Genomic DNA, 15051 nt, shown 5'->3' with positions numbered 1-15051 from the left:
AAGACGCGCGGGCGGGCGCTGGGCCCACGAATGCGCATGCCGCCTATTTTGAGGCGATCGCGCGGCCCGGTCAAATAGCGCGGTAGGATGGGCGCGGCCGACGCGCCGGAGGCCGCGATTCCCGCGGTTCCGGTGATCCCTGGTCGTCCGGGGTTCGCCCGGTGAACCTGGGCTTCCCCGGGAGCGCGACGCGCGGCGACACCAACCCCAGCAACGATGCCGTCCGCACGCCACGCCGCCATCGCCTGTGCGCTCGCCCTCGCGCTCGGCCCGCTCACGACCTTGCCGACCGCGCAGGGCAAGCCGAAGGTGAAGTTCCATCAGGACTGGGCCAGGCACCCGTCGGCGCGCTACGCCGCGCTGAGCGCGGAGCAGTGCCGGGAGGCGCTCGCGCGGCGGAAGATCGCGTTCGAGCCGGTGCGGCGCGCGCCGGGCGTGCTCGCGCCGGTGCGGCTGACGCAGGGGGTCGGCGGCGTCCTTTACCGGACGGCGGTGCCGGCCCACCGGCGCGCGGACAACCCGAACGACGTCTTCGACTGCCGCCTCGCGCTCGCGCTCTCGGACTTCAGCCGGATCCTGCGCGTGCACGACGTCACCGAGGTGCTGATGTACTCGGCGTGGCGGCCTCCGTCGGCGATGTGGCCCGAGGGCAAGCTGGCGACGAGGCACCCCGGCGGGCTCGCCATCGACGCCTACAGGTTCATCAAGCGGCGCGTCGGCGACGCGCTCGCGGAGGAGTGGCTCGACGTCGAGCGCGACTTCATCGGCAGGCGCGGCGCGCCGGTGTGCGGCGAGGGCGCGGGGAAGCCGGCGAGCCGCGGCCCGGCCGTCAAGGGGACGCGCGGCCTGCCACCGGACGCGGCGGCGCGCGAGCTGCGATCCATCGTGTGCGAGGCCGCGGACCAGCACATCTTCACGTCAATCCTCACGCCCAACTACGACCGGGCGCACAAAAATCACCTGCATCTCGAGGTGACCCCCGGCGTCCAATGGCAGCTCGTTCGCTGATCCGGGAGGGGCGTCCCTCCCGGACGCAAACCCGCTCTCGCTCCGAGGTCGACCCGCTATGTTAGCCCGCGTGCCCGCACGAAGACCCCCGCCCCCCCGCGCCTCTGCCGCGTCCGCCGCGCTGGCGCTCGCCGCCATCGTGCTGTCGTTCACGTTCGTGGGCTGCCCGTGCCTCAGCGGCCCCGTGAACGCGAGCCCAGGCCTGCGGTGGTTCCTCTTCTCGAACTTCGGCGCCAGCAAGATCTGCCCCGAGATGCTGAAGAGCGGGGTCGCGCTGCGGCTGCAGGACAGGTCGTCGTCCATCGGGCGGTTCTTCCCGATGCAGTGCTCGTACGACGTCAACGACGCGGCGCAGACGGTCACCGTGCACATCGCCGGCACGGGGTACGGCTACATGCAGCCGGCGAAGCGGGTGGGCTTCTCGCTCACGACCTCCGTCGAGTACAGGCCCGACTTCCAGATCGCGGGCGACGACGTCTACGTGTGGGGACGGCTGAACCGGATCGTGCAGGGCCCGAGCTTCCAGCTCGGCTACGTCGAGAACCCCGTCATCGACGTGATGGCGAACGTCCCGCCGTTCGGAGGGCTCGCCAACCTGCTCGGCAACCAGATCGTGGCGGGCGAGATGACCCGCGGGTTCACCGTGGTCTACAACGAGGAGACCGGGAAGGACTTCACGCTCGGGATCCTGACGCCGCCCCAGCGGCCGCACCACCCGTTCGAGGTGGAGGACGACGAGCGGTACACGTTCGCGAACGAGGTCATCGAGGTGCACGCGCACCAGCGCGACTACCTCGGGCCGTTCGAGGTCGCCGACGTGGACCAGGCGCTCTACATGAAGATGAGCGTGCAGGGCGCGGCCGTGGACATCATGATCGTCGACAAACCGACGGGCGACGCGTGGCGCGAGGCCTACCAGACCGGCAAGCCGCTCGGCCCCCCGCCCGGCCCGGTGCAGGCGGGTGGCCCCCTCCAGCCCGGGATCATCGAGACGCGACGCTACGCGCTGCGCCCGGGGCTCTACTACGTCGTCATCGACAACACAGCGGCGGCTGGGCTCGTCGCGCCCCCCGTCACGCTGCTCAGCCCCCTCGGAGGGTCGGCCGCGCAGGTCAGCTACATGGCGCAGGTCGGCGAGTGACGCCGGAGCCGGCGAACGGATGACGCTGTCAGGGAATCAGGGAAGGCACGGCGCGCCGAGCAGCGTGGCCGCCGGCCTTGACGCCGTTCGCCGCGAACGGGATAAACTCGCCATGGCCGTCAGCGCGAGAGAGGGGGACAGCGTGACCCACGTCGACAAAGTTGCCCTCGACCGGCTGCGCGCTCGCCTCCAGGCGTACATGGCCAAGAAGGGGCTGAGATCGACGGCGCAGCGCCGGTTGATCGTCGACACGTTCTTCTCGGGCGCCCCCCACATGACCATCGAGGACCTGCTCACGGAGGTGCGCGCGCGGGACCGCGGCATCGGGTACGCGACCGTGTACCGGACGCTCAAGCTGCTCGCGGAGTGCGGCGTGGCCTCCGAGCGCCGCTTCGGGGACGGCCTCAGCCGTTACGAGCTGGCCGACGACGCCAGCGCGCACCACGACCACCTGATCTGCTTGAGCTGCGGGAAGATCATCGAGTTCGAGGAGCCGCGGATCGAGGCGCTCCAGGACGAGATCGCCGCGAAGTACGGCTTCGAGGTGACCTGGCACAAGCACGAGATGTACGGCGTCTGCCTGGAGTGCCGCGAGGGCGACGCCAAGGACGACGCGGACCCGGACCTCTCGTAGCCCGCCGCGCGGCGAGGCCCCGGAGGCGGGCCCGCGCGCGGCGCTCAGCTCTTCGCGTCGAGCGCGCGGGCGTGGACGACGGCCATGACGCCGCCGAGCAGCGAGGCGATGGGAGCGTAAGCCGGCGGGAGCACGAACGCGGAGATGACCGCGGCGCCGACGAGCGCCGGGGCGACGCTCAGCGCGAGTCCGACGCGCGCCTCCAGGCGCGTGCGGTGCGCGAGCGCCAGGGACAGCGCGGCGTCGCGGACGTCGTCCGAGGCGAGCACCACGGAGAAGTCGGCGGGCGCGGAGCCGGCGGCGCCGAGGGCCACGGAGACGTCCGCGGCGCCGAGCGCGGCGTCGTCGACGCCCGCGTGGCCGAGCACAGAGACGCTCGTGCCCGCGTCGATCAGGCGGCGCACCTCGGCGCCGCGATCCGCGGGGAGGATCTCGGGGCGGATGTGGTCGATGTCGAGCGAGCGGCCGATCGCCTCGCACGTCTCGCGCGCGTCGCCCGACATCAGCACGGGCTCGATCTGCGCGTCGAGCAGGTGCTGGATGGCGGCCCGCGCCCCGGGGCGGAGCCCGTCCTGCAGGCCGATGACGCCGACGAGGCGAGCGCCCACCGCGACGAGCACGACCGTGCGCCCCAGCGCCTCGAGCTCGGCGACGCGGCTCTCGGCCGCGGCGATCGAGATCCGCTGCTCGAGCATGAGCGCGCGGTTGCCGACGCAGAGCTCCTCGCCCGACGAGGTGACGGCCGTCACGCCGAGGCCGGGGTGGAAGTTGGGGTTGCGCACGCCGTCGGGCCGCAGACCGCGAGCGCGGGCGGCGCGCACGATCGCCGTCGCGACGGGGTGCTCCTCGGTGCGCTCTGCGCCGGCCGCGAGCGCGAGCACGTCGCTTGGCGTGAGCTTCTGGCCGGTCGCCTCGAGCTCCGCGAGCTCGGGCTCGCCGAGCAGCAGCGTGCCGCGGGCGCAGAACACGGCGACGGAGACCCGACCAGCGCGGTCCCAGGCGTCGGCGCTCTTGTACACGATGCCCCGGCGCAGCCCGAGCAGGATGCCCCGCGCGACGTGGACCGAGGCGATCGAGGCCGTGATCGCCGTGGCGAGCGCGGCGAGCACGGCGGTCGCCGTCATCGCGATCTCGACGGGCGCCCGCCCGGCGACGAAGGCGGAGAGCGCGGCGATCGCCGCGGCGCCGAGCGCCCAGCGCTCGGTCAGGGCGCGGGAGGCCTGCGCGATCGGCGCGAGGGCGTCCGCGCGCCGGCGGGCGTCGAGCAGCACGCGCGCGACAGCGCGATCGCCGCCCGAGAAGGTGCAGGCGCCGACGAGGCGGCCCCGGACCACGGTGGCCCCCGCGATGACCGGGTCGCCGTCGCGGCGACGGGCCGGCGTGGCGGCGCCGATCCAGGGGAGCACCTCGACGTCACCCCCCGTGACCACGAGGTCCACGGGGACGACGTCCCCGGCGTCGACCTGGGCGCTCTCGCCGGGCCGCAGCTCGTAGAAGAGCGCGTCGCCGGCCCCCTCGGCGGCGGCGTCGTCGCTGCCACGGGGAAGCGCCCGGTCAGCAGGCGCCGGGCTCTGCGCCCACGCGCCCGGCGGACGGCGCGCCGGCGTGGAGAGCACCGACCCGATCCAGGCCCGCTCCGCGAACACGCGGTGACGCGCGCTCTCGATGAGCCAGGCGCTGATCGCGCTGGCGGTGGCGATGACGCCCGCGAGCGACGCCGCCTCGGCCGCGAGCGCGCGGTCCTGGCCGAAGAGGGCCCAGACGGCGGCCACGAGGCCCCCGAGGACGGGGGCGATCATCGGCGCCGGGTGCGGATCCGTGGCGTCGCGCGCCGTCGTGGCGGCGCGGCCGAGGAGCATCCCCGCGCTCACCGTGGCGAGCACGATGCGCGCGCCGATGACGAGCTTGGCGTCGCCGGCGAGCGTGAGCGCGACGGCGAGCGTCCCCGCGATGATCGCGAGCACGAGCAGGAGCGCGCCGATGTCCCGCGCCTCGATCGCCTCGTAGCGCTGCGGCTCGTCGCTCAGGATGGTGTTCCCGATCGGCTCGAGCAGCGCGCGGTCGTCGTCGAGGACGGGCAGCTCCGGGAGGCGCTCGTCGAGCGACACGGGCGGGAAGGCGTCGACGATCGGCGCGTCGAGATCGGCGATGCGCGAGGCGCCGTCGTCGGCGCCTGCCCGCGGGGGCTCGGCGCGCGGCGCGGCGGCGTGAGGCCCCGCCGCGCCGGGCAGCGCCCCCGGCGGGAGCCCTCGGGCAGGCGCGCCGGGGATGGGCACGCCCGATCCCGCGAGGGGGGCGGGCCGGCCGTCGCCCGGCGCGGGCGTCACCTCCCCGAGGAAGGCGTGGCGGCACCGGGCGTTGCAGAAGTAGTGGAAGCGCTGGTCGAAGATCGCGACGTGCCCGGCGCGGAGCGGATCGATCAGCTTGCTGCAGCCCGAGCACGGGAGGGGCGCGACGGCGGGCCCGGCTGCGCGCGAGGCGACCACCTCAACCCGCAGCCGGCATCTCGGAGAGCGCGGCCTCGACCTCGGCCAGGGCCTCGTCGATCAGGGCCTCGCTCACGACGAGGGGCGGCGTGAACCGGAGCACGTTGGTGCCCGCGACCGTGAGCAGCACGCCCCGGTCGCGCGCGCGGCCGAGCGCGACGCGCGTGTCGACGCCCGGCGCGAGGATGAGCCCGCGGAGCAAGCCCCGCCCGCGCTCGCCGACGCACACATGCGGCAGCTTCGCGGCGATGGCGGCGAGGCCGCGGCCGAGCTGATCGCCGCGCTCCACGGCGGCCTCGCAGAGCTTCTCTTCCTCGATCACCGCGAGCACCGTGCGCGCCGTGGCGGAGGCGAGGGCGTTGCCGCCGTAGGTCGAGCCGTGCGAGCCCGGGGGCAAGGCGCCATTGAGCCGCTCCCGCAGCACCAGCGCGCCGATCGGGAACCCGCCGCCGAGCCCCTTCGCGAGCGCCGCCGCGTCGCCCTGGACGCCGTCGTACGTCGCGCCGAGCCAGTGCCCCGTGCGCCCGATGCCGGTCTGCACCTCGTCGAGGAGCAGCAGCGCGCCGTGCTCATCCGCGATGCGCCGCAGCTCGGCCAGGAAACCGGGCGGCGCGGGCAGGACGCCGCCCTCCCCCTGCACCGGCTCCACGAGGATCCCTGCGACGTCCGGGCCCATGGCGGCGCGCACCGCTGCCACGTCCCCATAAGGCACGTGCGTGACGCCCCCGAGCGAGGGGCCGAAGCCCTCGCGGTACTTCGGCGTCCCGGTCAGGGCGACAGCGCCGAGCGTGCGGCCGTGAAACGCGTTCTCGAACGCGATGATCCGGTAGCGCTCCGCCTGCCCCTGGTTGAAGAAGTGCCGGCGCGCGAGCTTGAGCATCGCCTCGTTCGCCTCCGCCCCCGAGTTGCAGAAGAAGGCGCGGTCGAAGCCGGTCTTCGCGCAGAGCTCCTCGGCCAGGCGGAGGTTCTCGGCGTTGTAGAAGTAGTTGGAGACATGCATGAGGCGGCCCGCCTGCTCGGCGATGGTCGCCACGAGCCGCGGATGAGCATGGCCGAGCGACGCCACCGCCACCCCGGCGTACATGTCGAGGTACCGGCGCCCCTCCGTGTCGAAGAGCTCGCAACCCCTGCCGCGATCGAGGACGAACGGAGGCTGGCGGTAGTTGCCGAGCAGGTGCTTCTGCGCCGCGAGGAGCGGCGAGGTGGCTGGCGTCGAGGCGTTCGCCGGAGGCGATTCCCCGGCGGGGCTGGTGGCGATGCTCATGGGGCCCGATCTAACGCCGGGTAGGGGGTCGGAGCAAACGGTCGATGCACGCAGGCCACGGATCGCGGAGACCCGGGCAAAAACTGCGTGAAACGCGCGTCCGGAGCGCGTCCAGGCCGCCCGCGCGCCGGCGCCCGCGGGCGTCGCCGGCCGATCCGGGGAGGCGCCGCCGCCCGAGCGCGCCGGCGCTCGCTGCCGGTCGCCGCCAGGCCGCTGGCGGTCTCTTGGCAGTCCCTTGGCAATCCCTGGGCCTGGCGATTGCCAGCGGATCGCGGCTGGTTATAGTGCCGCCGTCCTATGAGCGATTCGGAACAGATTGGGTCGAGCCAGAACACCGAGGAGCAGGCGGAGGCGCAGGCGGAGCGCGCAGAGCCCGCAGAGCAGCGAGCCCCCACGCCCGAAGACAAGCTCGGCGAGGTGCAGGCCGAGGCCGCGCGGATGCGCGAGCAGCTCCTGCGCACCGCCGCCGACTTCGACAACTTCCGCAAGCGCTCCCGGCGCGAGGTCGAAGAGGCGCAGCGCCGCGGCCGCGAGTCGATCCTGAAGGATCTGCTCCCGGTCTTCGACAACCTCGAGCGCGCCGCCAGCCACGCGGAGAACGCGCCCGACGTGAAGTCGGTCGCCGACGGCGTGCGGATCGTGGCGAAGCAGTTCGTGGACACGCTCGATCGCATGGGCATCAAGCGCATCGCCGCGGTCGGCAAGCCCTTCGACCCCAGCGTGCACGAGGCCATCCAGCAGCTCGAGTCGACCGAGCACCCGGCCGGCGTCGTCATCGCGGAGGTCCAGCCGGGGTACATTCTGGGCGATTACCTGATCCGCGCGGCGATGGTCGTCGTCTCGAAGGGCTCGCCCGGCGCGTCGTCGACGACCGAAGCGCACTGAGGCGCGTCGCCGCGCGTCGGCTCCATCGGCGCACACCTCCCGCGCCGCGCGCATCATGGCGGTGCTCCTCTCCGTGATCTGCTGTGCCCCGCCACCTCACCGCACGATCTCCCCAAATATCGCGGGCGCCAAGGTCGTCTCCCCACCCAGCGAGCATCGAGGCCTGTAGTATCTTTCGCCGCATATGGGGAAGGTGATCGGCATCGATCTGGGGACGACGAACTCGTGCGTGGCCGTCGTCGAAGGGGCAGGGGTCGGCTCGGCGAACGACGTGCGGGTGATCCCCAACGCCGAGGGCGCGCGCACGACACCGTCGGTGGTCGGCTTCCCCGCGAGCGGCGAGCGCCTGGTCGGGCAGGTCGCGCGGCGCCAGGCGGTCACGAACCCGCAGAACACCATCTACGCGGTGAAGCGCCTGATGGGCCGCAAGTTCAGCGCGCCCGAGGTCAGCAAGCAGATCTCGCTCGCCCCCTACAAGATCGTCGAGGCGCCGAACAGCGACGCGTGGGTCGAGGTCAAGGGGCGCAGCTACTCGCCCCCCGAGATCTCCGCGATGATCCTCGCCCAGATGAAGCAGGTCGCCGAGCGGTTCCTCGGCGAGCCGGTGACGGAGGCGGTGGTCACGGTCCCCGCCTACTTCGACGACGCGCAGCGACAGGCCACGAAGGACGCAGGGCGGATCGCCGGGCTCGACGTGCGCCGCATCATCAACGAGCCGACCGCCGCGGCGCTCGCCTACGGGCTCGACAAGGTCAAGGCCGAGACGATCGCGGTCTATGATCTCGGCGGCGGGACGTTCGACATCTCGATCCTCGAGATCGCGGGCGGGGTCTTCAGCGTCAAGGCGACCGGCGGCGACACCCACCTCGGCGGGGAGGATTTCGACCAGCGGCTCATCGAGCTGCTCGCCGACGAGTTCGAGGGCAAAAACCGCATCGATCTGCGCCGGGATCGCATGGCGCTGCAGCGGCTCAAGGAGGCGGCGGAGAAGGCGAAGCACGAGCTCTCGTCGTCGCTCGAGACCGAGATCAACATCCCCTTCATCGCCGTCGGCCCGGGCGGCGGGCCGCTCCACCTCGAGCGGACGATGCGACGCAACGAGCTCGAGATACTCTGCGAGAGCCTCATCCAGCGCACCGTCGACGTCTGCCGCGCGACGCTCGCGGACGCCAAGCTGCCCGTCTCCGCCGTCAACACGGTCGTCCTCGTCGGGGGCATGACGCGGATGCCCGCCGTGCAGGCCGCGGTGCGCGAGTTCTTCGGCCGGGAGCCGAACAAGGGCGTGAATCCGGACGAGGTCGTCGCCGTCGGGGCGGCGCTGCAGGGCGCCGCGCTCTCGGGGCACGTGGACGAGGTGCTGCTCCTCGACGTGACGCCGCTGTCGCTCGGCGTCGAGACCGGCGGCGGCGTGATGTTCAAGCTCATCCCGCGGAACACCACGATCCCGACCGAGCGGAGCGAGATCTTCACGACGAGCGTCGACAACCAGAGCTTCGTCCCCGTGCACGTGCTCCAGGGCGAGCGCGAGATGGCCGCCGACTGCCGGAGCCTCGCCCGCTTCGAGCTCACCGGCATCCCGCCCGCGCCCCGCGGGCTGCCCAAGATCCAGGTCACCTTCCGCATCGACGAGAACGGGATCGTCCGCGTCGAGGCGCGCGATCTCGGGACGGGTCGGGTGCAGGAGGTCCGGGTGACCCCGACGAGCGGCCTCACCCCCGACGAGGTCGATCGGCTCGTCTCGGAGGGCGAGCGGTTCAAGGAGACCGACGCGCTCCGCCGCGAGCTCGCCGAGCTCCGCAACCAGGCGGAGACCCTCGTCTACACGACCGAGCAGGCCCTCGAGGGCTACGGGGATCTGCTCGACGCCGAGCTCCTCGGCGAGGTCCACGCCGACTGCGCCGCGCTGCGGAAGCTGCTCGACGGCGGCGGCGACCTCGACGCGCTCCGGGCCGCGTACGCTCGCCTGGAGGGGGCGGCGTTCCGGATCGCGGAGTCGATGTATGGAGGGGACGATGACGCCGGCGCGAACAAGGCCGTTGAGACGTGACGCGCGGCCGGCCGGCGCGGCCGGAGGGCGAGCGCCGGCTCGCGCGATGGCCGCCGGCCGTCCCCGCCGGAGCGCCGCGCGCGCTCTAGGCGCAGGGCTGCGCGGGGCGCGGGCGGGGCGATGCTGAACGAGACCTTCGGACGCTACCGCCTGCTCGAGCGCCTCGGCGAAGGCGGCATGGCCGAGGTCTTCAAGGCCAAGAGCTTCGGCGTCGAGGGGTTCGAGAAGGTCCTCGTCATCAAGCGCATCCTCCCCAAGCTGGCGGAGCAGGGGCGCTTCGTGGACATGTTCGTGCACGAGGCCAAGCTCGCCGTGCGCCTCTCGCACGCGAACATCGTCCAGGTGTTCGACCTCGGCCGCGTCGACCACCCGAACGGCGACCCGACCAGCTACTTCATCGCGATGGAGTACGTCCCCGGGCTCGACCTGGCGACGCTGCTCGCCCGCTGCCGCCGATCGAAGCGGCCGATCCCGCTCGGCATGGCCGTCTTCATGACGGCCGAGATCGCGAAGGCGCTCGACCACGCCCACCGGCGGCGCGACGAGCAGTCGCGCCCCCTCGGCATCGTCCACCGCGACATCTCGCCCCAGAACATCCTGCTCTCCTGGGAGGGCGAGGTGAAGGTCACCGACTTCGGGATCGCGAAGGCGACGCAGTCGATGACCGAGGAGGAGGTCGGCGAGAAGCGCGCCGGGCGCATCCGCGGGAAGCTCGCCTACATGAGCCCCGAGCAGTCGCGCGCGGGCGCGATCGACGGCAGGAGCGACCTCTTCTCGCTCGGGACGGTGCTCTACGAGATGCTCGCCGGCTCGAACCCGTTCGCGGCGCCGACAGCGTTCGAGGTCATGCGGCGGCTGCAGGCGAGCGAGTACCCGCCGCTCGCGCTCGCGCGCCCCGACGTGCCGAGGCCGCTCGTCGACATCGTGAGCACCATGCTCGCGAGGAACGCCGAGGACCGTTTCCCCGACGCCGGGCGGCTGCACGAGGCGCTGCTCGGCTTCTTCTACGCGACGGGCGAGCGGTCCGGGGCGAACGATCTCGCCGAGTTCCTCGCGCCGTTCCACGAGGAGAAGGGGGGCGCCGAGCTCGAGGCGAGCGCCGTGCTCGAGGAGGAGCCGATCGGCGCCAACGAGCGTACGCCCGTCGAGGTGCCGCACACGACGAGCACGCGCGCCCGCAACGCGTCCGGGCTCCTCCAGCTCCTCGAGAAGGCCGACAGCAGCCCTGCCACGCGCGGGCTCGGCGAGCGGCGCGAGGTCACGGCGCTCGTGCTCATCTTCACGCGCTCCGGAGAGGACGCGGCGCGGCGCATCGCGCGGGCCCGCGAGGTGCTGGCGCGCTACGGCGCGCTGCTCCTGGAGGAGGAGGCGTCCCAGCTCGTCGCCGTCTTCGGGCTCGGCGACGCCGACGGCCGCGACACCGAGGCCGCGGTGCGCGCCGCGCTCGTGATCCTGCGCTCGCGCGGCGGGGGCGCGGCGGTCTCCGCCGGCATCCACCTGTCCCGCATCCTGGTCGACAGCGCCGGCGCCCCGATCCGCGACGAGCGGCTCACCTCGCTCATCGCCTCCGCGCAGGCGCTCGCCCGCGCGACCGAGTCCCAGGTCGCGGTGTCACACCTCACCGGGCGCGTCCTCCGCAACGCGTTCACGACCGAGGAGCTGCCCGGCGCGGGCCGGACGGCGCCCGAGGGGGGGCGCGTGGTCACCTCCGCGCACCCGCCGGACGGCGCCTACGGCCGCTTCGTCGGCCGCCGCGACGAGCTCAAGCAGCTCGGCGACATCCTCGCCGCCGCCACGAGGAAGCGCGCGCAGATCGCGGTGATCCAGGGCGAGCGCGGCATCGGCAAGACGCGGCTGCTCGCCGAGATGGAGCGGCGGCTCTCGAAGGGCGACTACAACGTCGGCGTCTACGTCGCGTCGTGCCCGCACAACGGCGCCGACGTCCCGTGGAGCGGCCTCACCGCGATGCTGCAGGTGCTCTGCGGCATCCAGGAGGGCGACGACGAGGAGCGCATCCGCGCGGTGCTGCCGCGGCTCCGGGCGCTCGGCCTGCGCGAGGACGAGTCCGCGGCCGTGCTCGGCCAGCTCGGCGCGTCGCTCGCCGACCAGCGCGCGCCGCAGGGGACGAGCGCGATCCTGCGCGCCGCCTTCCCGCGCATGGTGCAGAGCCTCTGCGAGGACCGGCTCCACTGCTTCGCCTGGGACGACGCGCAGGCGATGGACCAGCTCACCGCCGAGACCCTCCTCGCCACCGCCGGCCGCGCCGGCGGGCTCCGCGCCGTGCTGATCCTGGCGACGCGCAGCGACCCGCCGCCGCTGCTCGAGGCGCACCCTCACTTTTACCGGATCCAGGTCGGGGAGCTCTCGGACAGCGACGGCGCGCGCCTCATGTCGGCGCGCATCGGCGCGACGCTCCTGCCGCCCGAGCTGCTCGCCTTCTGCCGCGAGCGCGCCGGCGGCCACCCGCTCTTCCTCGAGGAGCTCATCAAGGAGCTGAGCGACTCCGGCGCGCTCAGCGTCTCGGGCGGCGTCGTGAAGGCGCGGCTCGACGGCGCGTCGGCGGTGCCTCGCTCGCTGCGCACCCTCATCGCCACCCGCGTGCGGCGGCTCGACCCGAGCGACCGCGCCGTGCTCCAGGCCGCGGCGATCCTCGGCGATCCGGTGCCGACCGAGGTCCTCGCGGCGCTCCTCCAGCAGAAGCTCTCGGTCGTGAACCGGGCGATCTCCGGGCTCGCGACCCGCGATCTCTTGCGGCTCAAGGGCCCCGCGCAGGCGAGCTTCGCGTCGCCCATGCACGGCGAGATCGTCCTCGACGCGATCCCGCCGGAGCTCCGCCGGGAGCTGCACGCCGCGGCCGCGGCGGCGTACGTCGCCGCCGTCGGCGAGGACAGCGCCGAGCACGCCGAGCGCATCGGGCAGCACTTCTACCAGGCCGGCGACCGTGACCGCGCGGCCACGTTCTACGCGCGGGCGGCGCTCCACAAGATCCGCGCGAGCCAGCTCGACCCGGCGCTCCGGCTCATCTTCCAGGCGCTCGATCTCGGCGACCACGCCCGCCGCGCGCCGGCGGAGCTCTCGGCGTGGCTCGGCGCGCTCGCGGACGTCGTTGTGCGCGTGCGCTCCGCGCCCGATCTCGGCGACGTCGTGGCCCGCGCGCAGCGGCGCATCGACGAGGACGGCACCCTGGAGCAGAAGCTCCGCGCGCGCGTCGACGTGGCGCGCGCCCTCGGCGCGGTCGACCTCTTCGCGGACGCCTACGCGAAGCTCGAGGAGGCGTACGCCCTCGCCGGCGACCGCGAAGACCTCCGCCGCAAGGCGCTCGCGTGCGAGACGGAGATCGGCGTCAGGACGGGCGACTACGCCCGCGCGGTCGGCGCCGTCGAGCAGCTCGAGGCGATGGGCGAGATCGACGACGCCAGGCTCCTGCTCGCGATTTCCCATACGCGCGCGGCGATGGGCGACATCGAGGCGGCGCTGCGCGCGCTCGATCGGGCCGAGGCGCTCGTCGCGCCGGGCGATCTCGCGGCGGCGAGCGAGCGCGAGAAGCAGCGCGTCCTCGTGCACGTCTTCCTCCGCGACTTCGAGGCGGCGGTGAAGACCTCCGCCCGCGCCGTCGACCTCGCCCGGTCCGCGGGCATGCGCTTCGAAACCGCCGCCGCGCTGCACAACCTCGGCGACGCGAGCCGGCGGCTCGGCGATCTGCCGCGCGCCTACGCGGCGCTCACCAAGTCGAGGGAGCTCGCCGAGGAGAGCGGCCACGAGCGCCTCGTCTCGATCAACCGCGCGCACCTCGCCTACCTCGACGGCCTGAACGGCGCCGCCGGCGCCGTCGATCTGCTGCGCGAGCTCGCGCGCTACGCCGACGCGCGCTCGTACCGGACGGACGCCCTGGAGGGCCGGTACCTGCTCGGCGCCCTCCTGAAGCATCGGGGCCTCGTGGAGGAGGCGCGCTGCGAGCTCTCGGAGGTGCTCGAGCTCGCCTCCGCGTACGGCAACAAGCTCATCGCCGACGACGCGCGCGCCGCGCTCTCGGAGCTCTGACGCCCCGGCGCCGCTCGGCGTGCGGACGCGAGGCGCGCGCCGGGCGGGGCCCCGGAGGGGCCGCCCTCGCGATGGCCGGGGAGCGGCGGTAGGCGTGGCAGGAGGTACGGCGCGCGGCGCGCGCCGATTTCACTCGTCGGCGAGCTTCTTCTCGAGCGCCTCGAGGTGGGCGCGGACCTGCGGATCGGAGTCCCGCTGCGCCTCGATCTTGCGGACCGCGCTCATCACGGTCGTGTGATCGCGGTTGCCGAAGGCGCGACCGATCTCCGGGAAGCTGCACTTCAGCCGCTGCTTGCAGAGGTACATCGCCACGTGGCGCGCGAAGGCCACGCTCTTGTGGCGGTCCTTCGAGGTGAGGTCGATCGAGCGCAGGTGGAAGTGGTGGCACACAGCGCGCTGGATGTCCTCGACGCTCATCATCTGCGCCCGCGGCGGCGAGGTGGCCGTGATCTCGGCGCGCGCGAACGGCAGGTCCACCGGGCGGCCCGTGAGCGAGCTCTTGGCCGCCAGCCGGATCAGCGTCCCCTCGAGCTCGCGGACGTTCGAGCGGACCATCTGCGCGAGGTAGAGCGCCACGTCGTCCGTGAGCGCGATGCCCTCGAGCGCCGCCTTGTTCCGGACGATCGCGACGCGCGTCTCCAGCTCCGGCACCTGGATGTCGGCGACGAGCCCCCACGAGAACCGCGAGACGAGGCGCTCTTCCATGCGCTCGAGGTTCTGGGGGTACTTGTCGCTCGTCACCACGATCTGCCGGTCGAGCGTGTGGAGCGCGTTGAACGTGTGGAAGAACTCCTCCTGCGTCTGCTCGCGCCCGGCCAGGAACTGGATGTCGTCGACGAGCAGCACGTCGCAGTTCGACCTGTAGCGCGCGCGGAACTCGTCCATCCGGTGGTGCTGGATGGCCGTGATGAAGTCGTTCGTGAACTTCTCGGCCGAGACGTAGATGATCCGCGCGTCCGGCCTGCCCTCGAAGACGCGGTGCGCGATCGCGTGCATGAGGTGGGTCTTGCCGAGCCCCGTGCCGCCGCAGATGAAGAGCGGGTTGTACCGGCGCCCGCCGCCGCCCGCGGCCGCGATCGCGGCCGCGTGCGCGAGCTGGTTCGAGGGGCCCACGACGAAGCTCGCGAAGGTGTGCTTCGGGTTGAGGTCGTCGGGCAGCGACGAGACGCGCCGCAGCTGCGGCTCGGGGCGGGGCGCGGGCGCCGGCGCCGCGCTCGTCGGGCGCACAACGAGCGCCCGCGGGCGCACGGGGGTGAGCTCCACGCGCCGGGCGACCGGCGAGTCAAGGTGCTGATCGACCGTCCAGGCAACCTGCACCGACCAGCCCGTGAGCTCGCGGATCTTGTCCGTCAGCGCCGGCAGGAAGTTGTCCCTCACCCACTCGAGGACGAACTCGTTCTGGACGCGCAGCGTGAGCACGCCGTCGGTCAGATCATCGAACTGAACTCCGCCAAACCACTGATCAAAAGTTGCGGGAGAAAGCGTCCGCGTATGCTCGATCGCCCGATCGAAAATTTCGCGCGGCTCGTGTTTCGGAATCGTCAT

Annotated in this window: 9 protein-coding genes; 6 read left to right on the top strand and 3 right to left on the bottom strand. The window is 73.2% G+C overall.

What is annotated here, in order from left to right; genetic code table 11:
• Positions 1-216: 216 nt before the first annotated feature.
• From WMF42_RS00045 to WMF42_RS00035, 3 genes are all read left to right on the top strand, one after another.
• Positions 217-1008, top strand: coding sequence for an extensin family protein (locus WMF42_RS00045; RefSeq protein WP_437689611.1), 792 nt, complete (start codon positions 217-219; stop codon positions 1006-1008).
• A gap of 70 nt (positions 1009-1078) precedes the next feature.
• Positions 1079-2149, top strand: coding sequence for a hypothetical protein (locus tag WMF42_RS00040; protein ID WP_233560969.1), 1071 nt, complete (start codon positions 1079-1081; stop codon positions 2147-2149).
• Between the two features lie 112 nt (positions 2150-2261).
• Complete coding sequence (locus WMF42_RS00035; RefSeq protein ID WP_081426072.1) at positions 2262-2783, top strand: Fur family transcriptional regulator; 522 nt, start codon at positions 2262-2264, stop codon at positions 2781-2783.
• A gap of 44 nt (positions 2784-2827) precedes the next feature.
• On the opposite strand, the gene WMF42_RS00030 is transcribed toward WMF42_RS00035, so the two are convergent.
• Together WMF42_RS00030 and WMF42_RS00025 are read right to left on the bottom strand one after the other, a co-directional pair.
• Positions 2828-5269, bottom strand: a complete 2442-nt coding sequence (locus WMF42_RS00030; protein ID WP_437689609.1) for an HAD family hydrolase — start codon at positions 5267-5269, stop codon at positions 2828-2830.
• 1 nt (position 5270) lies between these two features.
• A complete protein-coding gene (locus WMF42_RS00025) occupies positions 5271-6533 on the bottom strand; it encodes an aspartate aminotransferase family protein (RefSeq protein WP_437689600.1) in 1263 nt (420 codons plus the stop codon).
• 297 nt (positions 6534-6830) lie between these two features.
• On the opposite strand from WMF42_RS00025, the gene grpE reads away from it, so the two are divergent.
• The 3 genes from grpE to WMF42_RS00010 all read left to right on the top strand — a co-directional run bounded on the left by grpE (position 6831) and on the right by WMF42_RS00010 (position 13506).
• The gene (grpE, locus tag WMF42_RS00020) at positions 6831-7418 is read left to right on the top strand and encodes a nucleotide exchange factor GrpE (protein ID WP_061612069.1); all 588 of its coding nucleotides are present in this window, start codon (positions 6831-6833) and stop codon (positions 7416-7418) included.
• A 184-nt stretch (positions 7419-7602) separates the two neighbouring features.
• Positions 7603-9465, top strand: a complete 1863-nt coding sequence (gene dnaK, locus WMF42_RS00015) for a molecular chaperone DnaK (protein WP_061612068.1) — start codon at positions 7603-7605, stop codon at positions 9463-9465.
• Positions 9466-9585: 120 nt separating this feature from the next.
• The gene (locus WMF42_RS00010; protein WP_437689590.1) at positions 9586-13506 is read left to right on the top strand and encodes a serine/threonine-protein kinase; all 3921 of its coding nucleotides are present in this window, start codon (positions 9586-9588) and stop codon (positions 13504-13506) included.
• A 129-nt stretch (positions 13507-13635) separates the two neighbouring features.
• Here WMF42_RS00010 and dnaA read toward each other — a convergent pair whose 3' ends face one another.
• The gene (gene dnaA / locus WMF42_RS00005) at positions 13636-15051 is read right to left on the bottom strand and encodes a chromosomal replication initiator protein DnaA (RefSeq protein WP_061612066.1); all 1416 of its coding nucleotides are present in this window, start codon (positions 15049-15051) and stop codon (positions 13636-13638) included.

Origin of the sequence: Sorangium sp. So ce176, assembly GCF_051519835.1 — a bacterium.
GTDB lineage: Bacteria > Myxococcota_A > Polyangia > Polyangiales > Polyangiaceae > Sorangium > Sorangium cellulosum_G.
The sequence above is the reverse complement of the archived record's forward strand: the minus strand, read 5'-3'. Positions and strand labels throughout refer to the sequence as shown.

Bases quoted from the DNA above. Each gene is read 5' to 3' on its own strand.
- WMF42_RS00045 (WP_437689611.1), top strand. From the start codon at position 217: ATGCCGTCCGCACGCCACGCCGCCATCGCCTGTGCGCTCGCCCTCGCG.
- dnaA (WP_061612066.1), bottom strand. From the start codon at position 15,051: ATGACGATTCCGAAACACGAGCCGCGCGAAATTTTCGATCGGGCGATC.
- dnaK (WP_061612068.1), top strand. From the start codon at position 7,603: ATGGGGAAGGTGATCGGCATCGATCTGGGGACGACGAACTCGTGCGTG.
- WMF42_RS00035 (WP_081426072.1), top strand. From the start codon at position 2,262: ATGGCCGTCAGCGCGAGAGAGGGGGACAGCGTGACCCACGTCGACAAA.
- WMF42_RS00025 (WP_437689600.1), bottom strand. From the start codon at position 6,533: ATGAGCATCGCCACCAGCCCCGCCGGGGAATCGCCTCCGGCGAACGCC.
- WMF42_RS00010 (WP_437689590.1), top strand. From the start codon at position 9,586: ATGCTGAACGAGACCTTCGGACGCTACCGCCTGCTCGAGCGCCTCGGC.
- grpE (WP_061612069.1), top strand. From the start codon at position 6,831: ATGAGCGATTCGGAACAGATTGGGTCGAGCCAGAACACCGAGGAGCAG.